At 68.2% G+C, this 22,623-nt stretch carries 22 protein-coding genes; 9 read left to right on the top strand and 13 right to left on the bottom strand.

The window, feature by feature from the left end; genetic code table 11:
* The first annotated feature begins 46 nt into the window (after positions 1 to 46).
* The 4 genes from QTI68_RS21420 to QTI68_RS21405 are packed head-to-tail and all read left to right on the top strand — an operon-like array spanning position 47 to position 3,823.
* Positions 47 to 1,006 carry a Bug family tripartite tricarboxylate transporter substrate binding protein gene (locus QTI68_RS21420; RefSeq protein WP_286524263.1) on the top strand — a complete coding sequence of 320 codons (960 nt, stop codon included), beginning with the start codon at positions 47 to 49 and terminating at the stop codon, positions 1,004 to 1,006.
* A 2-nt stretch (positions 1,007 to 1,008) separates the two neighbouring features.
* Positions 1,009 to 2,241, top strand: a complete 1,233-nt coding sequence (locus QTI68_RS21415; protein WP_286524260.1) for a CaiB/BaiF CoA transferase family protein — start codon at positions 1,009 to 1,011, stop codon at positions 2,239 to 2,241.
* 14 nt (positions 2,242 to 2,255) lie between these two features.
* On the top strand, positions 2,256 to 2,645 hold the full coding sequence (locus QTI68_RS21410; RefSeq protein ID WP_286367371.1) for a cupin domain-containing protein: 390 nt from the start codon (positions 2,256 to 2,258) through the stop codon (positions 2,643 to 2,645).
* 14 nt (positions 2,646 to 2,659) lie between these two features.
* Positions 2,660 to 3,823, top strand: a complete 1,164-nt coding sequence (locus QTI68_RS21405; protein WP_286524258.1) for an acyl-CoA dehydrogenase family protein — start codon at positions 2,660 to 2,662, stop codon at positions 3,821 to 3,823.
* 4 nt (positions 3,824 to 3,827) lie between these two features.
* Here the strand turns inward: QTI68_RS21405 and QTI68_RS21400 are convergent, their stop codons facing one another.
* From QTI68_RS21400 to QTI68_RS21385, 4 genes are read right to left on the bottom strand one after another with little or no spacing between them, the layout of a single operon-like run.
* A complete protein-coding gene (locus tag QTI68_RS21400) occupies positions 3,828 to 4,661 on the bottom strand; it encodes a carbohydrate ABC transporter permease (protein ID WP_503011720.1) in 834 nt (277 codons plus the stop codon).
* Positions 4,658 to 5,557, bottom strand: coding sequence for a carbohydrate ABC transporter permease (locus QTI68_RS21395; RefSeq protein WP_286524255.1), 900 nt, complete (start codon positions 5,555 to 5,557; stop codon positions 4,658 to 4,660). Before QTI68_RS21395 ends, QTI68_RS21400 begins: the two co-directional genes overlap by 4 nt.
* Complete coding sequence (locus QTI68_RS21390) at positions 5,554 to 6,858, bottom strand: ABC transporter substrate-binding protein (protein WP_286524253.1); 1,305 nt, start codon at positions 6,856 to 6,858, stop codon at positions 5,554 to 5,556. The genes QTI68_RS21395 and QTI68_RS21390 overlap by 4 nt, the downstream gene beginning before the upstream one ends.
* A gap of 27 nt (positions 6,859 to 6,885) precedes the next feature.
* Positions 6,886 to 7,902, bottom strand: a complete 1,017-nt coding sequence (locus QTI68_RS21385; protein WP_286524250.1) for an ABC transporter ATP-binding protein — start codon at positions 7,900 to 7,902, stop codon at positions 6,886 to 6,888.
* Positions 7,903 to 8,034: 132 nt separating this feature from the next.
* Between QTI68_RS21385 and phbB the strand changes: the two genes are divergently transcribed.
* From phbB to QTI68_RS21370, 3 genes are all read left to right on the top strand, one after another.
* Positions 8,035 to 8,772, top strand: a complete 738-nt coding sequence (phbB, locus tag QTI68_RS21380; RefSeq protein ID WP_286524247.1) for an acetoacetyl-CoA reductase — start codon at positions 8,035 to 8,037, stop codon at positions 8,770 to 8,772.
* A gap of 94 nt (positions 8,773 to 8,866) precedes the next feature.
* The gene (locus QTI68_RS21375; RefSeq protein WP_286524245.1) at positions 8,867 to 10,216 is read left to right on the top strand and encodes a dicarboxylate/amino acid:cation symporter; all 1,350 of its coding nucleotides are present in this window, start codon (positions 8,867 to 8,869) and stop codon (positions 10,214 to 10,216) included.
* Between the two features lie 37 nt (positions 10,217 to 10,253).
* A complete protein-coding gene (locus QTI68_RS21370) occupies positions 10,254 to 11,945 on the top strand; it encodes a cation:proton antiporter domain-containing protein (protein ID WP_286524243.1) in 1,692 nt (563 codons plus the stop codon).
* Between the two features lie 16 nt (positions 11,946 to 11,961).
* On the opposite strand, the gene QTI68_RS21365 is transcribed toward QTI68_RS21370, so the two are convergent.
* The gene (locus QTI68_RS21365; RefSeq protein ID WP_286524242.1) at positions 11,962 to 12,366 is read right to left on the bottom strand and encodes a hypothetical protein; all 405 of its coding nucleotides are present in this window, start codon (positions 12,364 to 12,366) and stop codon (positions 11,962 to 11,964) included.
* Positions 12,367 to 12,631: 265 nt separating this feature from the next.
* On the opposite strand from QTI68_RS21365, the gene QTI68_RS21360 reads away from it, so the two are divergent.
* Positions 12,632 to 12,820 carry a hypothetical protein gene (locus QTI68_RS21360; protein ID WP_286524239.1) on the top strand — a complete coding sequence of 63 codons (189 nt, stop codon included), beginning with the start codon at positions 12,632 to 12,634 and terminating at the stop codon, positions 12,818 to 12,820.
* Between the two features lie 29 nt (positions 12,821 to 12,849).
* Positions 12,850 to 13,422, top strand: coding sequence for a hypothetical protein (locus QTI68_RS21355; RefSeq protein WP_286524238.1), 573 nt, complete (start codon positions 12,850 to 12,852; stop codon positions 13,420 to 13,422).
* 4 nt (positions 13,423 to 13,426) lie between these two features.
* Here QTI68_RS21355 and xylB read toward each other — a convergent pair whose 3' ends face one another.
* The 8 genes from xylB to QTI68_RS21315 form a co-directional block, all read right to left on the bottom strand.
* Positions 13,427 to 14,893 (bottom strand): xylulokinase, encoded by a 1,467-nt coding sequence (gene xylB, locus QTI68_RS21350; RefSeq protein WP_286524236.1) that lies wholly within the window; start codon positions 14,891 to 14,893, stop codon positions 13,427 to 13,429.
* Between the two features lie 255 nt (positions 14,894 to 15,148).
* A complete protein-coding gene (locus tag QTI68_RS21345) occupies positions 15,149 to 16,090 on the bottom strand; it encodes an AraC family transcriptional regulator (RefSeq protein WP_286524235.1) in 942 nt (313 codons plus the stop codon).
* A 24-nt stretch (positions 16,091 to 16,114) separates the two neighbouring features.
* Positions 16,115 to 16,903: an L-iditol 2-dehydrogenase gene (locus QTI68_RS21340; protein WP_286524233.1), complete on the bottom strand. Its 789-nt coding sequence runs from the start codon at positions 16,901 to 16,903 to the stop codon at positions 16,115 to 16,117.
* Positions 16,900 to 18,318 (bottom strand): D-arabinitol 4-dehydrogenase, encoded by a 1,419-nt coding sequence (dalD, locus tag QTI68_RS21335; protein ID WP_286524231.1) that lies wholly within the window; start codon positions 18,316 to 18,318, stop codon positions 16,900 to 16,902. The genes QTI68_RS21340 and dalD overlap by 4 nt, the downstream gene beginning before the upstream one ends.
* 13 nt (positions 18,319 to 18,331) lie before the next feature.
* Positions 18,332 to 19,363, bottom strand: a complete 1,032-nt coding sequence (locus QTI68_RS21330) for an ABC transporter ATP-binding protein (RefSeq protein ID WP_286524229.1) — start codon at positions 19,361 to 19,363, stop codon at positions 18,332 to 18,334.
* Positions 19,364 to 19,386: 23 nt separating this feature from the next.
* Positions 19,387 to 20,208: a carbohydrate ABC transporter permease gene (locus QTI68_RS21325; RefSeq protein WP_286524226.1), complete on the bottom strand. Its 822-nt coding sequence runs from the start codon at positions 20,206 to 20,208 to the stop codon at positions 19,387 to 19,389.
* A gap of 13 nt (positions 20,209 to 20,221) precedes the next feature.
* On the bottom strand, positions 20,222 to 21,175 hold the full coding sequence (locus QTI68_RS21320; RefSeq protein ID WP_503011719.1) for a carbohydrate ABC transporter permease: 954 nt from the start codon (positions 21,173 to 21,175) through the stop codon (positions 20,222 to 20,224).
* 21 nt (positions 21,176 to 21,196) lie between these two features.
* A complete protein-coding gene (locus QTI68_RS21315) occupies positions 21,197 to 22,504 on the bottom strand; it encodes an ABC transporter substrate-binding protein (protein ID WP_286524224.1) in 1,308 nt (435 codons plus the stop codon).
* Between the last annotated feature and the right edge of the window lie 119 nt (positions 22,505 to 22,623).

The following is a 22,623-nucleotide window of genomic DNA, read 5'->3' as shown; positions in this document are numbered from 1 at the left end:
TCCGGGAGGTCGCAATCCAGACGACGGACATACAGGAGACAACCGCATGCATCCATTTCAACGGGCCCTGGCGCTGCTGGCCCTCGTCGGCTCGACGCTTGCCGCCGCGCAGGACTATCCCGCCGCGCCGATCACGATGGTGGTGCCGTTCGCGGCCGGCAGCGGCACGGACGCCGTCGCGCGCATCGTGGCGAAGCGGCTGGGCGAGCGGCTCAAGCAGCCGGTGCTGGTAGACAACAAGGCGGGCGCCAGTGCCCAGATCGGCGCCCAGTACGTCGCCAAGGCCAAGCCCGACGGCTACACGCTGTTCATGACGACGAACACTTCGCATTCGGCCAACCCGGCACTGTTCGCCACCCTGAAGTACGACCCGATCAAGGACTTCACGCCGATCACCCGCGTGGGCGAGCTGCCCTTCGCGGTGGTCGTGGGCTCGAAGCTGCCCGTGAACAGCATGAAGGAGCTGATCGACTACGCCAAGGCGAATCCGGGCAAGCTCTCCTATGCGACGCCGAACAGCACCTCGCTGGCGGCCTCCGAGACCATCAAGCGGATCGCCGGCATCGACATGCTCGGCATACCCTACAAGTCCAGCCCGCAGGCCTTGACGGACCTGATGGGCGGGCAGGTGCAGATGTATGTCGCCGACCTCGGCTCCAGCATGTCGATGATCAAGGCCGGCAGCGTCCGGGCGCTGGCGGTGACGACCAGGGGGCCGGTCAAGTCGCTGCCCGGCGTGGCGCCCGTGGCCGACACGGTCAAGGGCTTCGACCTGACCTCCTGGAACGGCATCCTCGGGCCGGCCGGCATGCCCCGGCCCGTCGTGGAGCGGCTGGACGCCGAGCTCCGGCAGGTGCTGGCCGAAAAGGAAGTGCAGGACCAGCTCGCGCAGCTCGGCTTCGAAGTCTGGCCCAGCAGCGGCCCGGACGATTTCGCGAAGTACGTGGCCGACCAGCTCGCGCACTGGACCGCGCTGATCAAGCAGGCCGGCATTCGCCAGGAATAGCCATGAAGCAGCAAGCAGATCGCGCGCGCCGCGGCCCGCTCTCGGGTGTGCGCGTGCTCGACATGACTTCGGTGGTCATGGGGCCGTATGCGACCCAGATCCTGGCCGAACTGGGCGCCGACGTCATCAAGGTGGAGAGCCGCGAGGGCGACAACATGCGCCACGTCGGGCCCATGAAGAACCCCGGCATGGGGCACATCTTCCTGCACGCCAATGCAGGCAAGCGCAGCATCGCCCTCGACCTCAAGCTCGACGATGGGCGCGAGGCGGTGCTGAAGCTCGCCGAGGGCTGCGACGTGCTCGTCAGCAACGTGCGGCCGAAGGCGATGGCACGCCTGGGCCTGCACTACGAAGCCGTCAAGGAGCGCAGCCCGGGGATCATCTACGTGAACTGCTGCGGCTTCGACCAGGACGGACCCGATGCGGCGCGGCCGGCCTATGACGACCTGATCCAGGGCGCCACGGGCGTGCCGTGGCTCATGCAGCAGTACGGCGCGCCCGAGCCGATCTATGCGCCGACGACGCTCTGCGATCGCGTCACCGGCCTGCATGCGGTCTACGCCGTGACCGCGGCGCTGTATGCGCGCAGCCAGACGGGGCAGGGGCAAGCGGTGAGCGTGCCCATGTTCGAGTCGATGTCGCAGTTCATCCTGGGCGACCACATGGCCGGACTGAGCTTCGATCCGCCACGGGGCGAGCCCGGCTATGCACGGCTGCTGACTCCCCACAGGAAGCCGTACGCCACGCGGGATGGGCGTCTGTGCGTGCTGATCTACAACGACAAGCACTGGCGCAGCTTCTTCGAGGCCATCGGGGAGAGCGAGGGCCTCGGGGCCGATCCGCGCTTCGCGACGCACGGTGCGCGCGCGGCCCACATCGACGCCGTCTATGCCGAGGTCTCGCGGATCATGCGCACGCGCACCACGGCCGAGTGGCGGGCGCTGCTCGATGCGGCCGACGTTCCCAACATGCCGATGAACAGCCCGGCCGACCTGCTGGCGAACGCGCAGCTGCGTGCGACCGGCTTCCTGCGCCAGACCCTGCATCCGACGGAGGGGCTGCTGCACGTGATGGCGCCGCCGACGAAGTGGTCCGCGACCCCTCCCGAGCGCGAGCCTGCGCCCGCGCCGCGACTGGGAGAGCACACCGTCGAATTGCTGCGCGAAGCCGGCTATTCGGATGCCGCGGTCCGCGGCCTGCTGGCGAGCGGCGCCTGCACGGCGCCGAGCACCTGATCATGAATCCGATCATGAAACCGAAGTACCTGGTCCGCAGCCAGGACGTTCCGAGCTACCGGCCCGCCAATCACCACCACACGAGCAATCAGCGCCTCATCGGCCCGGAAACCACGGGTGCACGCCAGATGGAAGTGGTGCTCGGCACCTTGCAAAAGGGCGGCGGCGCATTGCCGCATGCGCACCCGGGCGTCGAGCAGGCCTGCCATCTGCTGGAGGGCACCGCGCATGTCGAGGTGGCTGGCGAAGCCTTCGACATGGCAGCCGGCGACACCTGCTTCTTTCCGGCCGACGCCATGCACGTCTTCCAGGTGACCAGCGACACCCCGGTCAGGCTGCTGGTGATCTACAGCCCGCCCTACGCAGAGTCGCCGGACAAGCTTCGCCGGCCCGCCCACGATTGATTCAGGAGACCCCCATGAACTTCAGCCTCACACCGGAGCAGGAACAGATCCGCAACGCCATCGAAAAGGTCTGCGCGCCTTTCGATGCCGACTACTGGCTGCGCAAGGATCGCGAGGGCGGCTTTCCGGCCGACTTCCACAGCGCGCTCGCCGAGTCGGGCTGGCTCGGCATCGCGATGCCGCAAGAGCATGGCGGCGCGGGGCTCGGCATCAGCGACGCGGCACTGATGATGCACACCATCTCCGCGACCGGCGCGGGCTTGTCGGGCGCGTCCGCGGTCCACATGAACATCTTCGGCCTGCATCCCGTGGTCGTCTTCGGGACGGACGAGCAGAAGCGGCGCTGGCTGCCGCCGCTGATCCAGGGCAAGGACCGCGCATGCTTCGGCGTGACCGAGCCGAACACGGGCCTGAACACCCTCAAGCTGAAGACACGGGCGGTCCGCGAAGGCGACCACTACGTGGTGCACGGCCAGAAGGTCTGGATCAGCACGGCCCAGGTCGCGAACAAGATCCTGCTGCTGGCGCGCACCACGCCGGTCGAGGACTGCACGGGCACCGAGGGCCTGAGCCTCTTCTACACGGACCTGGACCGCTCGAAGGTCGAGGTCCGCGAGATCGAGAAGCTGGGCCGCAAGTGCGTCGATTCGAACCAGGTCTTCATCGACGGCCTTCGCATCCCGGTCGAGGACCGGGTGGGCGAGGAAGGCAAGGGGTTCGCCTACATCCTGCATGGCCTGAACCCCGAGCGCATCCTGATCGCGTCGGAGGCGATCGGCCTGGGCCGCGCCGCGCTGGAGCGCGCCGCCAACTATGCGAACGAGCGCGAAGTGTTCGGCCGCCCGATCGGCATGAACCAGGCGATCCAGCATCCGCTGGCCAGGTCGTGGATGGAACTCGAGGCGGCGCACCTGATGGTGCAGAAGGCCGCCTGGCTCTACGACCAGCAGCTGCCCTGCGGCGCCGAGGCCAACAGCGCGAAGTTCCTCGCTGCGGAAGCCTGCTATGGCGCCTGCGAGAACGCGATCCTGACGCACGGCGGCATGGGCTACGCGAAGGAGTACCACGTCGAACGCTACCTGCGCGAAGCCTGGATCCCGCGCCTGGCGCCCGTGAGTCCGCAGCTGATCCTCTGCTTCATCGCCGAGAAGGTGCTCGGCCTGCCGAAGTCCTATTGAGCTTTCACTTGATGCCGGCGCGCATGAAGCTCTGCACGAACTGCCGCTGGAACAGCAGGAAGGCGATCAGCAGCGGCGCCGAGGTCATCAAGGTGGCGGCCGTGATGACCGACCAGTCGACGCCCTGGTCGACTGACGAGAACACCTGCAGGCCCACGGTCAGCGGCCGCGCGTTGACGCTGTTGGTGATGATCAGCGGCCAGAGGAAATTATTCCAGTGGAAGCTCACCGACACCAGCGCGAAGGCGGTGTAGACCGGCCGGGCGAGCGGCACGTAGACCCGCCACAGCGTCTGCAGCGCGCTGGCGCCTTCGACCCGCGCGGCCTCGTCGAGCTCCTTCGGGATGCCCATGAAGGTCTGACGCAGGAGGAAGATCGCGAAGGCCGAGGCGAAGTAGGGCAGGCCGATGGCCAGCAGCGTGTCGACCAGGCCGAGCTTCGCCATGGTCTTGTAGTTTTCGACCAGGAGGATGTCCGGCATGATCATCAACTGCACCAGCACCAGGGCGAACGCGATGCCGCGGCCCTTGAACCGGTAGCGCGCGAAGGCGTAGGCCGCGAGCGTGCCCAGCACCAGTTGCACCACCAGCACCATCGCCACCAGCAGCGTGGTGTTGAGGAAGTAGCGCGCGAACGGCGCGGCTTCCCAGGCGCGGCGAAAGTTGTCGAGCGTGAGCGGCGCCGCGAGCGCGAAGCGGGTCGAGAATTCGGCCGGGTGGAAGGCGGTCCAGACCGCGTAGGCCAGCGGCAGGATCCACAGCAGCGCGAGCAGCCAGGCGGCCAGCGTGTCGAGCAGCGTCGGCTCGTTGTAGGCCAGGCGTTGGGTCGGCGCGCTCACTTGTAGTGCACCTTGCGGTCGAGCACGAAGAACTGGAACAGCGCGATGCCGGCCAGCACCACCACCAGCACCACCGTGATCGCCGAGGCGTAGGCCGTGTCCCAGAAGCTGAAGCCCACCTCGTACAGGTGGTAGAGCAGCAGGATCGAGGCGTTGTCGGGACCGCCGCGGGTCAGAACGAACAGGTGGTCGACCATCCGGAAGGCGTTGATGAAGGCATTCACCAGCACGAACAGCGTGGTCGGCATCAAGAGCGGCCATTGCACCCGGCGGAAGAAATACCAGCGTGAGGCGCCTTCGATCGCCGCCGCCTCGCGCAGGCTCGGATTGAGGGTCTGCAGCGCCGCCAGGTAGAAGATCATGAAGAAGCCCGCTTCCTTCCAGATCGCCACCAGCGTGACGGCGCCGAGGGCCGTCGTCGGGCTGCCGAGCCAGTTGTGCGAGGGCAGGCCCAGCGCGCCGGTGATCTGCTCCAGCAGGCCGTATTGCGGCGTGTAGAAGAACAGCCAGATGTTGGCCACCGCGATCATCGGCAGCACCGTCGGCGTGAAGTAGGCCATGCGCAGGAAGGCGCGGCCGGCGATGCGCTCGTTGACCCACAGCGCCATCACCAGCGCCAGCCCGATCGACAGCGGAATGGTCGCGCCCGCGAACCAGAGGTTGTTGCGCACCGCCTTCCAGAACACCGGGTCGCCGACCATGACCTGGTAGTTCTCGAGCCCGACCCAGACGCCGGCGCGGCTGCCCTTGGGGGTGGAATGGAAGCTGTCGACCAAGGTCGACACGGCCGGCCAGTGCGTGAACGCGACCAGCAGCACCAGCGCCGGCAACAGGAGCAGCCACGCGTGCGCCGCCTCGCGGGCGGCGCTGCTGCCGGCGGTGGTGCCGTGCCTCACTTGGAGGCGCGCAGGATCCGGTCGGCCTCGCGCTGCGCGTCCTGCATGGCCTGCGCCGGCGTCTTGCTGCCGGTCAGCGCGGCCTGCAGCCCGTCGTTGAGCGCCTTGGTCACGCGCTGGTTGTCATGGGTGGAGAACTCGGCCACCGACACCGGCAGCTGGTCGCGCGCCACCAGTGCGGCGGGGAAGTCGCGGCCGTACTTGCGCAGCGTGTCGGTCTCGTAGGCGGCCGGCGAGACGGCGACGTAGCCGGTGTCCATGCTCCATTGCGCAGCCCGCTCGGGCTGGGTGATCCACTTGACGAACTTGAAGGCGGCGTCCTGCTGCGCCGGCGTCGACTTCTTGAAGATGTAGAAGTTGCCGCCGCCGGTGGGCGAGCCCTTGCGCTTGTTGCCCGGGATCATGCCGACGCCGAAGTCGAACTTGGCGTTGGCCTTGATGTTGGTCAGGTTGCCGGTGGTGGTGTAGATGATGGCGGCCTTCTTCTCGAAGAAGTCCTTGGGCGTGGTGCCCCACTCGACCACGCCGGGCGGGTGGATGCCGGCCTTGCCGAGGTCGACCCAGTACTGAAGCGCTTCGATCACCTTGGGATCGTCGAACTTCACGGCGGTGCCGGCCTCGTTGGCGAGGATGGCGTCGTTCGGCGTCGTCAGGGTCTGGAACAGCCAGTAGGGGAACCCGCTCGACGGGATCTGCACCCCCCATTGCGTGACCTTGCCGCTGGCGTCCTTCTTGGTCAGCTTGGCGGCGGCGTCCTTCAGCTCGGCCCAGGTGGCCGGCGGCTTGTTCGGGTCGAGGCCGGCTTCCTTGAACAGTTCCTTGTTCCAGTACATGACCACGGTCGAGCGCTGGAACGGAATGCCCCAGGTCTTGCCGCCGGTCTGGCTGTTCATCATGAAAGCCTTGTAGAAGCCGCCCAGCCAGGCCTTGTCCTCGGCCGTCTTCACGAAGTCGTCGAAGGGCACGATCGCCTCCTCGTCGATCAGCGTGAACATGTCGGTCGACAGCAGCACCGAGGTGACCGGCGGCGTGCCCGACTTGTGCGCGGTCAGGGCCTTGACGATGGTCTCCTGGTAGGTGCCGGCGTAGATCGGCGAGACCTTCACGCCCGGGTTCTCCTTCATGAAGCCGGCCGCGAAGCCGTCGATGGTCTTGGCGATCGGGCCGCCGACGGCCACCGGGTAGTAGAACTGGAGTTCCACCGGTGCCTGGGCGTGCACGAGGCCGGTGCCGGCGGCGAACAGGCCGCCAGCGGCCAGCAGGGGCAGGGCCAGGCCCCGGACGAAAGTCTTGCGTTTCATGGTCTTCTTCTTCCTCGGGAGTGAAATTCAGTCGATGCGGTGGCCGGCGGCATCGAAGCCGTGGCTGTCTTCGGGCGCCCAGTACAAGCCGACCTGGTCGCCCGGCGCGGCCTCGCAGCCGCCGGCCGTGCGCACCAGCAGCACCTGGCTGCCGATCGCGCAGTGCAGCACCAGGTCGGCGCCCAGGTATTCGAGGCCCCGGACCGTGGCGGGGACGCCGCCCGGTGCGAGCGCGATGGCTTCGGGCCGGACACCCAGCATCGCGGCGTCATGGCCGGTGGCGACCTCGCTGCCGGCGATGCGGCCGCCTTCCAGCGCCACCAGGTTCATGGCCGGGGTGCCGATGAAGCGGGCCGCGAAGGTGGTGGCGGGGCGGGCGTAGAGCGTGCGCGGCAGGCCGGCCTGCTCGACCCGGCCGCGGTTCAGCAGCACCACCTGGTCGGCCATGCTCATGGCCTCGGTCTGGTCGTGGGTGACGTAGACCACCGTCAGCCCCAGCTGGCGCTGCAGTTCGCGCAGCTCGCGCCGCATGTCCTGGCGCAATTGGGCGTCCAGGTTGGACAGCGGTTCATCCATGAGACAGACCTTGGCCTGCGCCACCAGCGCCCGGCCCAGCGCCACCCGCTGCTGCTGGCCGCCCGAGAGCTGGGAGGGCTTGCGATCGAGCAGGGCGTCCAGGCCGAGCAGGGCGGCGACCTCGGCCAGCCGGCGCGCGCTTTCGGCGGCTGGCGTCTTTCGCACCGACAGGCCGAATGCGATGTTGTCGGCCACGCTCAGGTGCGGGAAGAGGGCGTAGTTCTGGAACACCATCGCGATGCCGCGCTGGGCCGGCGGCAGGGCGGTGACGTCGCGGCCATCGATGACCACCCGGCCTTCGGTGGCGGTTTCCAGCCCGGCCAGGATCCGCAGCGTGGTCGACTTGCCGCAGCCGGACGGGCCGAGCAGGACGCAGAAGGAGCCGGGTTCGATCTGCAGGTTGACCGACTGCAGGGCGGTGGCGTCGCCCCATGATTTGGCGATGTCGATCAGCTCGATGGAGGACATCGACTCAGTATATGGACGGCTTGTGACACCCGGTTGCATTGAGGGGTCAGTGTTTTCCTCATCGGGCCGGCTCCAAAAACTTCGATAAAGTGGTCAACGCCTGTTCAGGCTCGCAAATACCAAGGAAACTTCATGAGCAAAAAAGTCGCATACGTCACCGGGGGCATGGGGGGCATCGGAACGGCCATTTGCCAGCGCCTGGCCAAGGACGGTTTCACCGTCATCGCCGGCTGCGGCCCCACCCGCGATCACGCCAAATGGCTGGCGGAGCAGAAGGCCGAGGGCTACGAGTTCCATGCCTCGGTCGGCAACGTCGGAGATTGGCAGTCCACCGTCGAGGCCTTCACCAAGGCCAAGGCCGAGCACGGCACCATCGACGTCCTGGTCAACAACGCGGGCATCACGCGCGACCGGATGTTCCTCAAGATGACACCGGAAGACTGGAGCTCGGTGATCGAGACCAACCTCAACAGCATGTTCAACGTCACCAAGCAGGTGGTCGGCGACATGGTCGAAAAGGGCTGGGGCCGGATCATCAACATCAGCTCGGTCAACGGCGCCAAAGGCCAGGCCGGGCAGACCAACTATTCGGCCGCCAAGGCCGGCATGCACGGCTTCACGATGGCGCTGGCACAGGAGCTCGCCGCCAAGGGCGTGACCGTCAACACCGTCAGCCCGGGCTACATCGGCACCGACATGGTGAAGGCGATCCGCCAGGAAGTGCTCGACAAGATCGTCGGCACCATTCCCGTCAAGCGCCTGGGCGAGCCGAGCGAGATCGCCTCCATCATCGCGTGGCTGGCGACCGACGAAGGCGGTTATTCCACCGGGGCCGACTTCTCGGTCAATGGTGGGCTCCACATGCACTGAGGCGCCGCCACGGAACGACCCACGAAGAAACCCGCCACGGCGGGTTTTTTCATTTGCGCCTCCGCTCACAACACATCACATCAGGAGATCCCGCATGACCCCCACCGCAATGCCGGCCGCTCCGGCGGCGAAGCTGCCCCTCTACCGGTCGCTCTACGTCCAGGTGATCACGGCCGTGATCATCGGCGTGCTGCTCGGGCACTTCTATCCCTCGGTCGGCGAGACCATGAAGCCGCTCGGCGACGGCTTCATCAAGCTGATCAAGATGATGATCGCGCCGATCATCTTCTGCACGGTGGTGGTCGGCATCGCGGGCATGGAGGACATGAAGAAGGTCGGCAAGACCGGCGGGCTGGCACTGCTCTATTTCGAGATCGTCAGCAGCATCGCGCTGGTGGTCGGGCTGGTGCTGGTCAACGTGTTCAGGCCGGGCGCCGGCATGAACATCGACCCGGCGTCGCTCGACACGCGGGCGCTGGCCGCCTACACCGGGCCGGGCAAGATGGAGGGCACGGTCGACTTCCTGCTGCACGTCATTCCCAACACGCTGGTCGATGCCTTCGCCAAGGGCGAGATCCTGCAGGTGCTGCTGATCGCGGTGCTGTTCGGCTTCGCGCTGCACCGCTTCGGCGGCCGCGGCACGCTGATCTTCGACATCATCGAGAAGGGCTCGCACGTGCTCTTCGTGATCGTCAACTACATCATGAAGCTGGCGCCCATCGGTGCCTTCGGCGCCATGGCCTTCACGATCGGCAAGTACGGCATCGGCTCGCTGTTCTCCCTCGGCAAGCTGATGGGCACCTTCTACCTGACCTGCCTGCTGTTCATCTTCGTGGTGCTCGGCACGATCGCCCGGCTGCACGGATTCAGCATCTGGAAGTTCATCAAGTACATCAAGGAAGAACTGCTGATCGTGCTGGGCACCTCGTCGTCCGAGTCGGTGCTGCCGCGGATGATGGAGAAGATGGAGAACCTCGGCGCCAAGAAGACGGTGGTCGGCCTGGTGATCCCGACCGGCTACTCGTTCAACCTCGACGGCACCTCGATCTATTTGACGATGGCGGCAGTTTTCATCGCCCAGGCCACCAACACGCCGATGACGCTGATGCAGCAGATCACGCTGCTCGGCGTGCTGCTGCTGACCTCGAAGGGCGCGGCCGGCGTGACGGGCAGCGGCTTCATCGTGCTGGCGGCGACGCTGTCGGCGGTGGGCCACGTGCCGGTGGCCGGCCTGGCGCTGATCCTCGGCATCGACCGCTTCATGTCCGAGGCCCGTGCGCTCACCAACCTGATCGGCAACGGCGTCGCCACCCTGGTGGTCGCCAAGTGGACCGACGAGCTCGACATGGAGCGGCTGAAGGCCGGGCTCGACAACGAGACCTGGGTCGAAGCCCAGGAGCCCGAGGAACTGATCAACGCCCGTACGGAAAAGATGGCCACCTGAGTTCGGCGGCGGCCTCGTTCTTGCAGAATGCAAGCCGATGCCCCACAGCGTTTCACTGATCAACACCATTGCCGCCGGCCTCGGCCTGGCGCTGGTGCTCGGCTTCCTGGCGACGCGGCTGCGGCTGCCGGCGCTGGTCGGCTACCTGCTGGCGGGCGTGATCATCGGGCCGTTCACGCCGGGCTTCGTGGCCGACGCCGGCATTGCCGCCCAGCTCGCAGAGATCGGCGTGATGCTGCTGATGTTCGGCGTCGGTCTTCATTTCTCGCTCGACGACCTGCTCGCGGTGCGCAAGGTCGCGCTGCCGGGCGCGCTGGTGCAGATGGCGGTGGCGACGCTGTTCGGTGCCGGGCTCGCCAGCTGGTGGGGCTGGAGTCCGGGCGGGGCGCTGGTGTTCGGGCTGGCGCTCTCGGTGGCCAGCACGGTGGTGCTGCTGCGCGCGCTCGAGAGCCTGGGCATCCTGGAGACCTTCACCGGCCGGATCGCGGTCGGCTGGCTGGTGGTGGAAGACCTGGCGATGGTGCTGGTGCTGGTCCTGCTGCCGCCGCTCGCGGGCGCGCTGGGCGGTGCCGCGCCGGTCGACACCGGCCCGCCGGTCTGGCAGACGCTGGGCCTCACCCTGCTGCAGGTCGGCGGCTTCGTGCTGCTGATGCTGGTGGTCGGCCGGCGGGTGTTCCCCTGGATCCTGTGGCAGGTGGCGCGCACCAATTCGCGCGAGCTGTTCACGCTCTGCGTGGTGGCGGCCGCGGTCAGCATCGCCTTCGCCTCGGCGGCGCTGTTCGGCGTCTCGTTCGCCCTGGGCGCCTTCTTCGCCGGCGTGGTGATGCGCGAGTCCGAGTTCAGCCACCGCGCCGCCCAGGAGTCGCTGCCGCTGCGCGATGCTTTCGCGGTGCTGTTCTTCGTTTCGGTCGGCATGCTGTTCGACCCGGCGGTGCTGATCGAGCGGCCGTTGCAGGTGCTGGCGGTGGTGCTGGTGATCGTGGTCGGCAAGTCGGTCGCGGCCTGTGCCCTGGTGCTGCTGCTGCGCTATCCGCTCGGCACCGCGCTCACGGTCAGCGCCAGCCTGGCCCAGATCGGCGAGTTCTCCTTCATCCTGGCGGCGCTCGGCGGCTCGCTCGGGCTGCTGCCGCCCGAGGGGCAGAGCCTGCTGCTGGCCGGGGCGCTGATCTCGATCGCCAGCAATCCGCTCTGGTTCAGCCTGATCGGGCCGGTGCAGCAGTGGCTGCACGCGCACTCGTCCTTCGCGCGCGGGCTGGCGTCGCGCGACGATCCGCTGGCCGAGCTGCCGATGCACACCGAGGCCAGGTACCTCTCGCGCCAGGTGGTGCTGGTGGGCTACGGCCGCGTCGGCCGGCGCATCGCGGCCGCGCTGGCGGCGCACGACATTCCGTTCGTGGTGGCCGAGCAGAACCGCGCCATCGTGGAGCAGCTGCGCGGCGAGGGCATGGCGGCGGTGTGGGGCGATGCAGCCGATCCCGCGGTGCTGATCCAGGCCCACATCGCGCGCGCCCGGGTGCTGGTGATCGCCACCGCGGATGCGATCAACGTGCGTCAGATGATCGAGTCGGCGCGGACCCTGAATCCGACGATCGAGACCGTCATCCGAAGCCACAACGAGGACGAGGCGCGCCTCCTGACCCAGCAGGACGCGGTCACGGTCTGCCTGGGCGAGCAGGAACTGGCGCAGGCGATGGCCCGCACCGTGCTGCTGCGCGCAGCCGGCACCTGACCTGGCGGCGGCGCTTTCAGAGATCCTCGATCACCAGCATCCGGTAGCGCTGGGCGATCGAGAACGTCACCATGCGCACATGCTCCATCAAGCGGTTCGCGGCGGCCTCGTCGCGGGTCTTGACCAAGAGCGCCGTGTGCCCTTCGCGCGCCAGCTTGGTGTAGGCGCGGACCGTGGCGGCGTCGGTGCCGGCCGAGGGCAGCGGACTGTCGCCTTCGCGGACGGTGGGCGTGATCTGCTCCAGCACCACGTGGGGCGGAATCAGGTAGATCTCGTCGCCGCTGAAGCCGTTCTCGAGCAGCCGGTGGCCCACGACGCTGGCATCCGTTGCATCCGGAAACATTACGAAGGTATGACCGGTGGGGTAAAAGGCGCCGCCCACGGACGCGGTCATGTGGGGGTCCAGGGTGAAGTGCTTCATGTCTCCTCCTTGCGGGTTGGACGCTTCAGCTTAGGCCGCCTGCGCAGGGATGGGTGTAGGCGAAGCCCCCTGGCTCAAGTTGCAATCCGCATACAAATACGCATTTGGCGCACAGAGTGCTTGCGTTTTTAATTACTAATAGTCACATTTGCAACGATTCGTGAAATTGTGACTAGGCGTTGTCGATGGCGCTGCATAGGATCGATTCGTCTGATCCCCAAGCCCTCCCAACTCCATGCCCCAATTGCGGAATATCGCGCTGACCGTGCAAGAACTCGAAGAGGGCGAGTTCTATTGGGTATTGCTCGAAGCCAGCGACTACGTGATGGATGAAGCGCTTCCCTATCTGCCCATCGAGGCGGCGATGGACCCGCACTCGACCTACGCCAATGCCCTGGTGGCCGGCGTGGCGGCGGTCCGGAAGATGTTCGGCAAGGCGGGGCCGCGCTCTTGAGCGCAGCGGCCCCCAGATCGGGAGCGACCATGCAGAAACTTGGTGCGGCGTTGGCCGCCGGCAGCGCGGGACTGGCGGTCGTGGCGTGGTTCTACCGGCCGTCGACCTCGGCCGAATGGGCAGCCTGGGTGCAGACCGTGGGCGTGCTGCTGGCGATCGCCTGGGCGGCGCGGCTGCAGCTGGAGGGCTCGCGGCAGGGCCTTCGGCAGGCCGCCCAGGTGGCGGTCATGTTCGCCAACAACATGCACTGGGTTTTCCGCGAGCTCAACGATGCCTGCGTGAAGCGCAGCTGGGCCGACTACACGGTGCACCGGCGCGTCCTCGAGGAGATCCTGGCCCAGGGGCGGGAGGTCACCTTGCAACTGCTGGACGGACGCTCGCTGGCGATGGTGAGCAGCCTGCGCAGCATCGCCGTCGAGGCGCTGGAAATCACCGAGGCCCATACCGCCGCCGGCAGCTGGCCGCAGCTGCAGCTTTATTTCGACCGCCGGCTGCCGAGCATCGCGGCCTGGCTGTCGGCCACCGGCCATCCGCCGGAAAGCAGCGGGCCGACGGACTATGCGGGGCTGCGGACCTCGTTCGGGCCCATCGGCGGGTCGTGAGCTGCTACGCGGCGCGGTTGCGAAACGACGGGCGCAGCGCCGCATAGAGCGCCTGAAAGCGGCCGTGCCGCGCGGTCAGCGCGTCCTGCGGCGGGCGGGACGGTTCGAAGCGCCGGCGCGTCTCGGGCCGCCGGCAGACCTCCGCTTCGGAGCCGCCATCGGCCAGCCATGCGAGCCGTGCAGCGCCCAGGGCGCCACCGGCTTCGCTGCCCTCGCAGAGCGCCAGCGGCACATCCAGCACGTCGGCCAGCAGCTGGGCCCACCAGGCGCTGCGGGCGCCGCCGCCGACCAGCACCAGGTCGCCGACGGGCCGGGCGAGCGTGTCCAGTCCGTCGCGCAGCCCGAAGCTCACGCCCTCGACCACCGCATAGGCGATCTGCGCCGGCCCGTGTGCGTGCGTCAGTCCGAACAGCACGCCCTGGGCCCCGGGGTCGTTGTGCGGCGAACGCTCGCCCGACAGGTAGGGCAGGAACAGCGGCGCGCCGTGGCGGCCATCGGCGTCGAGGGTGGCGGCGGCGGCGAGCAGCGCGGGCGCGTCGCCGAGCCCGAAGCAGCGCGCCGCCCAATCCACCGCGCTGGTGGCCGACAGCATCACCGACATCTGGTGCCAGCGACCGGGCAGCGCATGGCAGAACGCATGCACGGCGCGGGCCGGGTCGGGCGCGAAGCGCTCGCCGCTGACGAAGATGACGCCCGAGGTGCCGAGGGAGACGAAGCCCTGGCCGGCGCCGACCAGGCCCATGCCGACGGCGCTGGCCGCGTTGTCGCCGGCGCCGCCGGCGATCGGGATGCCGGCCGGCAAGCCCCAGCGCGCCGCCGGTCCGGCCGCGAGATGGCCCGCCACCGTGCTGCCCTCGACCAGTTCGGGCATCTGCCGGCGCGTGAGCCCGCAAGTGGCCAGCAGGCCGTCGGACCAGTCGCGCGCACCGACGTCGAGCCACAGCGTGCCCGAGGCGTCCGACATGTCGCTGGCCCGCGTGCCGCTCAGCATGAAGCGTAGCCAGTCCTTCGGCAGCAGCACGCAGGCGGTGCGGGCGAGCAGGTCCGGTTCGTGGGCGCGCATCCAGAGCAGCTTGGGCGCGGTGAAGCCCGGCATGGCGAGGTTGCCGGCGATGGCGGCGAGGCGAGGGACCCGGGCAGCCAGCTCGTCGCACTCGGCGGCGCTGCGGCCATCGTTCCAGAGGATGGCCGGGCGCAGCACCCGGTCGTCGGCATCGAGCGCGACCGCGCCGTGCATCTGGCCGGACAGGCCGATGGCGCGCACCGCGGCCAGCGCGCCGGCATCGGTCGCGCGCAGCGAAGCCATCGCGGCCTCGAGCGCGGTCCACCACTGCGCGGGGTCCTGCTCGGACCACAGCGGCGCCGGCCGGCTGACCGTCAGCGGCGCGCGCGCCAGGGCGACGATCCGGTGCTCGCGGTCCAGCAGCAGCGCCTTCAGCTCCGTGGTGCCGAGATCCAATCCGAGATACATGGAATGTTGCTCACAGGCCGGCGCCGGGCCGCCCCAAGGCGGCCTGCGGCCCCCTCGGGGGGCAGCGACACACGAAGTGAGGAGCGTGGGGGCTCAGGCCGGCGCCGGGCCGCCCCAAGGCGGCCTGCGGCCCCCTCGGGGGGCAGCGACACACGAAGTGAGGAGCGTGGGGGCTCAGGCCGGCGCCGGGCCGCCCCAAGGCGGCCTGCGGCCCCCTCGGGGGGCAGCGACACACGAAGTGAGGAGCGTGGGGGCTCATGAGGCCAGGCTGCCGAAGCGGCTGTCGCTCTGCCGGCGGAATTCGGTCGGCGTCATGCCCTTGATCTCGAGGAAGCGGCGGTTGAAGTTGGCGACGTTGTTGAAGCCGACCTGGTAGCAGATGTCGGTTACGTAGTGGTCGGTCTGCATCAGCAGGTGGCAGGCGCTGTTGATGCGCACCCGGTTGACGAAATCGGTGAAGCTGTTGCCGGTCGAGCGCTTGAAGAAGCGGCTGAAGCGGCTTTCGCTCATGCCGAGCTCGCCCGCGATGTCCGCCATTGCCACCGGCTCCGCCAGGTTCGAGGTGATGCGGTTGACGATGGCGTTGACCTGGTCGACCTCGGTGTCGCCTTCGACACCCTGCATCTGCACGTTCGACAGCAGCCGGTAATCGCTGCAGCGCGCCAGTTCGCACAGGTAGTCCAGGAACAGCGCCAGCCGGTGCAGGCCGCGGGCGGCCTTGATCGCGTCCCAGTGCGCCAGCGCGCGCTCCTCGAAGCCGAAGAACTCGATGCCGTGGCGGGCCCGCCCGAGCAGCTGCAGTGCTTCGCGCAGCTCGGGGATCTCGGCCGCCGCGCGCTCGATCGGATCGTGGCGGAACTGGATCACGCGGTCGCGGCCGGTGGCGCCGCCCTCGGGAACGTCCAGCGAGATCCAGTTGTGCGGCAGGCGCGGCCCGCACAGCACCAGGTGGCCGGGGTGGAAGGGCCCGATCCAGTCGCCGACGAAGGCCCGGCCCGAGGTCTCGGTGATCAGGTGCAGTTCGTACTCTTCGTGGAAGTGCCAGCGCACCAGCGGGCTCGGGAATCCGTGGGCCAGGCAGCGCACCAGGCCGGCGTCCTCGGGCGCCTCGTAGCCCAGCGAAGGCGAACGCGTGATGTCGCGCTCGAGTTCGGGCTTGCGATCGCGGGGCAGATGGCGTTGGCGCGGCGATGTCATGGCGTGGTCCTTTCCCCTGAACCTTCAGCTCATGACGTTACCACCGTCGACATTGAGCGTCTGCGCCGTGATGTAGCGCGCCTCGTCGCTGGCCAGGAACACCGCCACGCCGGCGATGTCGGCCGGCGTTCCCATCCGGCCGAGCGGAACCTCGCGCCCGACCCGCTGCTTCTTCTCGCCCGGGCGCAGGCCCTCGTGCTTGGCGAACAGGGCGTCGACCTGGTTCCACATCGGCGTGTCCACCACGCCCGGCGCGATGGCGTTGACCCGGATGCCGTGCGGCGCCATCGCCAGCGCGGCGCTCTGCGTGTAGCTGATGACCGCCGCCTTGGTCGCGCAGTAGTGCGACACCAGCGCCTCGCCGCGGCGGCCGGCCTGCGAGGCCATGTTGATGACCGAGCCGCCCGCGACGCCGGCATCCACCATGTGCTGCAGTACGCGCTGCATCACGAAGAACATGCCCTTGACGTTGACCGCGAACAGGCGGTCGAACGAGGCCGCGTCGCTCTCGAGCAGCGGTGCCATGTCGAACAGTGCCGCGTTGTTGACCAGGGTGTGGATGTCGCCGTGCGCCGCCCGCGCCGCGTAGAGCATGCCGCCCACCGATGCGCTGTCGCTGACGTCCGCCGCCACGTAGGCGGCCGCGTCGGGGTGCCGGCGCCGCAACTGCGCCACGCCATCCGGCGGGGTTTCGGTGCGGTCGGCGAGCGTGCAGCGGGCGCCTTCGGCGAGGCAGGCCTCGGCGATCGCGAGCCCGATCCCGCCGCCGGCACCGGTGATCAGCACATGGCGCTGCGTCAGGCGGCCGGTCATGGCCGTGCTCCGGCGATGAAGCGCTGCACCCGCAGGTCGGCGTCCCGCAGCGCGTCGACCAGCCGGGCGTCGCCGGCGGCGTCGCCCCACAGGCCGCGGTCGGCGCCCAGCGCCGCCACCGGATCGGCGGCCGCGCAGATCGCATGGGCGAGCGCCTCGTCCATGCCCTGGTCCTGGTAGGCGTAGGGCAGCGTGCCCTGGTGCCAGCGCTGCAGGAAGGCCAGGAACAGGGCCGGCAGCAGGGCGACGCTGGCGATGGGCTCGCCGCGCGCCAGCCGCTCGCGCACGGTCGGTGCGATGAAGCCCGGGATCTTCGAGAAGCCGTCCATCGCCACCCGCTGGTTGGTGTCGCGGATCGCAGGATTGCCGAAGCGCTCGAGCACCACGTCGCGATAGGCCGGCAGGTCGACCGGGCTCGGCTGCCCCGGGCGGTCGAGGCAGGGGATGACATCGTCCGTGACGTAGTCGAAGGCCATGCGCCGGATCGTCGCGTCATGCGTGCCTTCATGGATGTAGTTCAGCCCGGCCAGGGTGCCGGCCCAGGCGATGCAGCTGTGGCTGGCGTTGAGGATCCGGATCTTCGCCTCCTCGTAGGGCGAGACCGAATCGACCAGCTGCACGCCGACCTTTTCCCACGCGGGCCGGCCGTGGATGAAGCGGTCCTCGATCACCCACTGGATGAAGCTCTCGCCGGTGACCGGCGCGGCGTCGTCCCAGCCGGTGGCGGCGCGCACCCGCTGGCGCAGCTCGGGCGGCGGGCGCGGCGTGATCCGGTCGACCATCGCGTTCGGCGTGCTGGTGTGGGCGTGCGCCCAGGCCAGCAGCTCGGTCTCGCCGGCGGCCTCGATGAACGCGCTCAAGCCGCGCTGGAAGCGATCGCCGTTGTGGCGCAGGTTGTCGCAGTTCAGCAGCGTCACCGGCCCGCCATCGGCCGCGCGGCGCGCACGCAGGATGGCGCAGACGGCGCCGTAGATGGTGCTGCCGGCGAGCCCTTGGCGGGCCCGGTCGAGGTCGCGCGCCAGGTCGGGCGCCGCGACATCGAGCCGGTCGTGCGGGTCGAGGTAGTAGCCGGCCTCGGTCACGGTGAACGAGACGATCCGGGTGCGGGCGTCGGCGCCGCGGGCGATCACCGCGGCCAGGGTCGGGTCGTAGGGCAGCACCTCGCGGATCGCCTCGATGCGCTGGTAGCGGTAGGCGCCGGCCGGCGTCACCGTCTCCAGCGTGTAGCGGCCGCCTTGCGCGCGCAGGGCGGATTCGACCTCGGCCATGTCGGGCCGCAGGTTGGCGCCGGTGATCGACCAGCGCGTGTCGCCGGCATCGATCAGCGCTTGCAGATACACCGCCTGGTGGGCCCGGTGGAAGGAGCCGAGCCCGAGGTGGAGCACCACGAAGTCGGCAGGGGCGGGGGAGTTCATGGCGCGAGCGGGTTCAGGCCGCGACCGTGCGGCCTTCGCGGTTGAAGAAATGAAGCACGGCGGGGTCCAGTTCGACGCTCACCGCGTCGCCGGCCTGCAGGGCCGTGCGTTCGTTCTGGCGCGCCACCAGCGGCACGCCGCCGACATCGATGTGGATCAGCGTGTCGGCGCCGAGTGCTTCGATCAGCTCGACGCGGGCCGGTGCGCCGATGCCTTGCCCCTGGTGCACGCGCAGCGCCTCCGGGCGCACGCCGAGAAAGCCGTCGGCCGGCAGTCGGCCGCCGGTCTGGGCCGAGAAGCTGGGGATCGCCTTGGCCTCGACCATGTTCATCGACGGCATGCCGATGAACTGGGCGACGAACTGGTTGGCCGGGCGGTCGTAGAGTTCCATCGGCGTGCCGACCTGCTCGATCAGGCCGTCGCGCAGCACCACGACGCGGTCGGCCAGGGTCATCGCCTCGACCTGGTCGTGCGTCACGTAGATGCTGGTGGCGCCGAGCGCGCGGTGCAGCTTGTGGATCTCGACCCGGGTGTTGCCGCGCAGCGCGGCGTCGAGGTTGGACAGCGGTTCGTCGAACAAGAACACCTTCGGCGCCCGCACGATCGCGCGGCCGATCGCCACCCGCTGGCGCTGGCCGCCCGACAGTTCCTTCGGCGTGCGGGCCAGATACTGCGTGAGGTTGAGCGTCTTCGCCGCGTAGTCCACCTTGCTCTTGATCACGTCCTTCGACACCCCCGCGAGCTTGAGCGCGAAGGACATGTTGTCGAACACGCTCATGTGCGGATAGAGCGCATAGCTCTGGAACACCATCGCCAGGTCGCGCTTGCCCGAGGGCGTGTGCGTGATGTCCTTGCCGTCGAGCAGGAGCCGGCCGCTGGTGATCGATTCGAGCCCCGCGATCAGCCGCAGCAAGGTCGACTTGCCGCAGCCCGAGGGGCCGACGAAGACGATGAACTCGCCCTTGTCGATCTCCAGGTTCACGCCCTTGATCACGTGCGTGTCGCCGAAGCTCTTCTGGATATTGTCGAGTTGGAGGTAGGCCATGTGGGTGTCCTCTCTGAAGTTCGTTACTTGACCGCACCGAAGGTGAGGCCCTGCACCAGTTGCTTCTGGCTGAACCAGCCGAACACAACGATGGGTGCGATCGCCATCACCGAGGCGGCCGACAGCTTGGCCCAGAAGAGGCCTTCGGGGCTCGAGTACGAGGCGATCATGGTCGCCAGCGTGCCGGCCTTCGCGGAGCTGAGGTTGAGCGCCCAGAAGGCCTCGTTCCAGCTCAGGATCAGGCACAGCAGGCCGGTGGAGGCGAGCCCGCCGATCGACAGTGGCAGCACCACGTGGCGGAATTCGGTCCACAGGTTCGCGCCGTCCATGCGCGCGGCTTCGAGGATCTCGGGCGGGATGTCCTTGTAGCTCGTGTAGAGCATCCACACCATGATCGGCAGGTTCGACAGCGTGAAGACCACGGTGAGCGCGGTGCGCGTGTCGAGCAGGCCGGCGGTCTGCGCGATCACGTAGATCGGCACCAGTGCGCCGACCGCCGGCATCATCTTGGTGGAGAGCATCCACATCAGGATGTCGCGCGTGCGCCGGGTGCGGAAGAAGGCCATCGAGTAGGCGGCCGGCGCGGCGATCGCGAGGCCGATGATCGTGGAGCCGATGCTCGTGATCAGCGAGTTCCGCGCGAACAGCAGGTAGTCGCTGCGGCGCTGCACCTCGGTGAAGTTCTCCAGCGTGGGCTCGAAGAAGAAGAGCGGCGGCACGTGGATCGCCTGCAACTCTGTCTTGAACGAGGTCAGCACCAGCCAGCCGAGCGGAAAGAACAGCAGCAAGGTGACGATCCACGCACCGACGGCGCGAAGGATCAGGGGGAGTCGGCGTTCGTCCATGGCGTGCATCCCTTCAGTCGAGGTTCTTGCCGATGATGCGGATCAGGAAGGCCGCCACGATGTTGGCCAGCACCACCGCGAACAGCGCGCCCGCCGATGCGACACCGACGTCGAAGTTCATCAGCGACTGCTTGAAGATCATGTACGTGAGGTTCGTGCTCTCGTTGCCGGGGCCGCCGGCGGTCGTGATCGCGATCTCGGCGAACACGGAGAGCAGGAAGATCATCTCGATCATGATCACCACCGCCATCGGCCGTCCGAGGTGCGGCAGCGTGAGGTAGCCGAAGCGCTGGACGGCAGTCGCGCCGTCCATGCGCGCGGCCTCCATCTGCTCGCGGTCGAGCGATTGCAGCGAAGTGATGAAGATCAGGCAGGCGAAGGGCAGCCACTGCCACGCGACCATGATGATCACGGAGAACAGCGGTAGGTCGGTGAGCCAGTCGACCGGCTCGGCCCCGAAGGCGCGCCAGAGGTCGGCCAGCACGCCATAGATCGGGTTCATCATCATGTGCTTCCACAGCAGCGCGTTCACCGTGGGCATCACGAAGAAGGGCGAGATCAGCAGCACGCGCACGATGCCGCGGCCCGGGAAGGGCTCGTTGACCAGCAGTGCCAGCCCCACGCCCAGCACCACCGTGATGACGATCACGCTGCCGATCAGCACCAGCGTGTTCCACACGGCGGGCCAGAAGTCCGGGTCGGTAACGAAGTAGTGGAAGTTCTCGATCCCGTTGAACGTGCGCTCGCCGGGCTGCATGAGGTTGTAGTTGACGAACGAGAAGTAGATCGACATCAACAGCGGCGCCAGCATCCAGAGGACCAGCACCGCCACGGCCGGCGCCATCAACGCGCGGGGAAGCAGGCGGCCCGCGGCGGCGTCCTTTCGAGCGGACCGGGCGCCGCCGTGGAGCCAGCCTTGCGGGTCCGCCGGCGGGGTCTCGGGGACGGGAGTTGGGAGATGCGACACGGCGAAATGTCCGGTGTCGGGCTACTTGTAGTACCCGGCCTTCTTCATCTCGCGCTCGGCGGTGGTCTGCGAGGTCTTCAAGGCCTGGTCGACCGTCACCTTGCCCGCGAGCGCCGCGCTCATCTGCTGGCCCACGGCCACGCCGATGGCCTGGAATTCCGGAATGGCCGCGTACTGCACGCCGACGTAAGGCGACTTGGGCAGCGTGCTGTCGTTCGGGTTCGCGGTGTCGATGGCCTTCTTCTCGGCCTCGGCGAAGCGCGCGGCCTTGACGAACTCCGGCGTGGCATAGGTCGACTTGCGCGTGCCCGTTGGCACCGAGCCCCAGCCTTCTTCCTTCGCGACCAGCTTGATGTAGTCCTTCGAGGTCGCCCACTTGATGAAAGTCTGCGCCGCGTCGACCTTCTGCGAGCCGGCAGGAATCGCGAGCGCCCAGGCCCACAGCCAGTTGGCGCCCTTCGGCGTGACCGCGGTCGGGGCCTGCGCGAAGGCCACCTTGTCGGCCACCTTCGATTGCTTGGGATCGCTCACGAACGAGGCCGCGATGGTGGCATCGACCCACATCCCGCACTTGCCTTCGTTGAACAGCGCCAGGTTCTCGTTGAAGCTGTTGGCCGACGCGCCGGGCGGGCCGTAGGCCTTCATGAGGTCGACGTAGAAGCTGATCGCGTCATGCCAGGGCTTGGTGTCGATCTGCGGCTTCCAGCTGTTGTCGAACCACTGGCCGCCGTTGGTGTTGACCATGGTGGTCAGGAGCGCCATGTTGTCGCCCCAGCCCGGCTTGCCGCGCAGGCAGATGCCGTAGACACCGCCCTTCGGGTCGTGGATCTTGCCGGCGAGCTCCTTCACCTGCACCCAGGTCGGCTGGTCGGGCATTTTGAAGCCGACCTTGTCCGCCAGATCCTTGCGGTACATGAGCATCGAGCTTTCGCCGTAGAAGGGCGCGGCGTAGAGCTTGCCGTCGGCCGAGAGGCCGTTGCGCATCGCCGGCAGCAGGTCGTCCACGTCATACGCCGCGTCGGTCGCGATCGGGTTGAGCCAGCCCTTCTTGGCCCAGATCGGCGTTTCGTACATGCCGATGGTCATGACGTCGAACTGACCGCCCTTGGTGGCGATGTCGGTCGTCACGCGCTGGCGCAGCGTGCCTTCTTCCAGCGTGACCCACTTGAGCTTGATGTCGGGGTTGGCCTGCTCGAAGAACTTGCCGAGCTTCTGCATCTCGATCATGTGGCCGTTGTTCACGGTCGCGATCACGAGTTCGGTTGCGGCATGGGCCAAGCCCGCACCGGCCATTGCGAGCGCCAGGCCCGCCTTCAGAAAACGCTTCATGAATGTCTCCTTGTGATCGACGACGCGGGTCGCCGTGCGCCGATTGTGGAGACGCGAATTTCCGGGTTTGGTACTTCCTTTGCCCTGGCTGATACTTGGATGCACCGATCATCTCGGTG

It is taken from the genome of Variovorax sp. J31P207 (genome assembly GCF_030316965.1).
GTDB classification, from domain to species: Bacteria; Pseudomonadota; Gammaproteobacteria; order Burkholderiales; family Burkholderiaceae_C; genus Variovorax; species Variovorax ginsengisoli_B.
This window is presented reverse-complemented; position numbering and strand designations above follow the sequence as displayed.

Excerpts from the sequence above, each read along its gene's own strand:
- dalD (WP_286524231.1), bottom strand. The coding sequence starts at position 18,318 with ATGAACTCCCCCGCCCCTGCCGACTTCGTGGTGCTCCACCTCGGGCTC.
- QTI68_RS21325 (WP_286524226.1), bottom strand. The coding sequence starts at position 20,208 with ATGGACGAACGCCGACTCCCCCTGATCCTTCGCGCCGTCGGTGCGTGG.
- QTI68_RS21420 (WP_286524263.1), top strand. The coding sequence starts at position 47 with ATGCATCCATTTCAACGGGCCCTGGCGCTGCTGGCCCTCGTCGGCTCG.
- QTI68_RS21415 (WP_286524260.1), top strand. The coding sequence starts at position 1,009 with ATGAAGCAGCAAGCAGATCGCGCGCGCCGCGGCCCGCTCTCGGGTGTG.
- QTI68_RS21410 (WP_286367371.1), top strand. The coding sequence starts at position 2,256 with ATGAAACCGAAGTACCTGGTCCGCAGCCAGGACGTTCCGAGCTACCGG.
- QTI68_RS21405 (WP_286524258.1), top strand. The coding sequence starts at position 2,660 with ATGAACTTCAGCCTCACACCGGAGCAGGAACAGATCCGCAACGCCATC.
- QTI68_RS21375 (WP_286524245.1), top strand. The coding sequence starts at position 8,867 with ATGACCCCCACCGCAATGCCGGCCGCTCCGGCGGCGAAGCTGCCCCTC.
- QTI68_RS21370 (WP_286524243.1), top strand. The coding sequence starts at position 10,254 with ATGCCCCACAGCGTTTCACTGATCAACACCATTGCCGCCGGCCTCGGC.
- QTI68_RS21365 (WP_286524242.1), bottom strand. The coding sequence starts at position 12,366 with ATGAAGCACTTCACCCTGGACCCCCACATGACCGCGTCCGTGGGCGGC.
- QTI68_RS21340 (WP_286524233.1), bottom strand. The coding sequence starts at position 16,903 with ATGACCGGCCGCCTGACGCAGCGCCATGTGCTGATCACCGGTGCCGGC.
- QTI68_RS21385 (WP_286524250.1), bottom strand. The coding sequence starts at position 7,902 with ATGTCCTCCATCGAGCTGATCGACATCGCCAAATCATGGGGCGACGCC.
- QTI68_RS21330 (WP_286524229.1), bottom strand. The coding sequence starts at position 19,363 with ATGGCCTACCTCCAACTCGACAATATCCAGAAGAGCTTCGGCGACACG.
- QTI68_RS21345 (WP_286524235.1), bottom strand. The coding sequence starts at position 16,090 with ATGACATCGCCGCGCCAACGCCATCTGCCCCGCGATCGCAAGCCCGAA.
- phbB (WP_286524247.1), top strand. The coding sequence starts at position 8,035 with ATGAGCAAAAAAGTCGCATACGTCACCGGGGGCATGGGGGGCATCGGA.
- xylB (WP_286524236.1), bottom strand. The coding sequence starts at position 14,893 with ATGTATCTCGGATTGGATCTCGGCACCACGGAGCTGAAGGCGCTGCTG.
- QTI68_RS21390 (WP_286524253.1), bottom strand. The coding sequence starts at position 6,858 with ATGAAACGCAAGACTTTCGTCCGGGGCCTGGCCCTGCCCCTGCTGGCC.
- QTI68_RS21315 (WP_286524224.1), bottom strand. The coding sequence starts at position 22,504 with ATGAAGCGTTTTCTGAAGGCGGGCCTGGCGCTCGCAATGGCCGGTGCG.
- QTI68_RS21355 (WP_286524238.1), top strand. The coding sequence starts at position 12,850 with ATGCAGAAACTTGGTGCGGCGTTGGCCGCCGGCAGCGCGGGACTGGCG.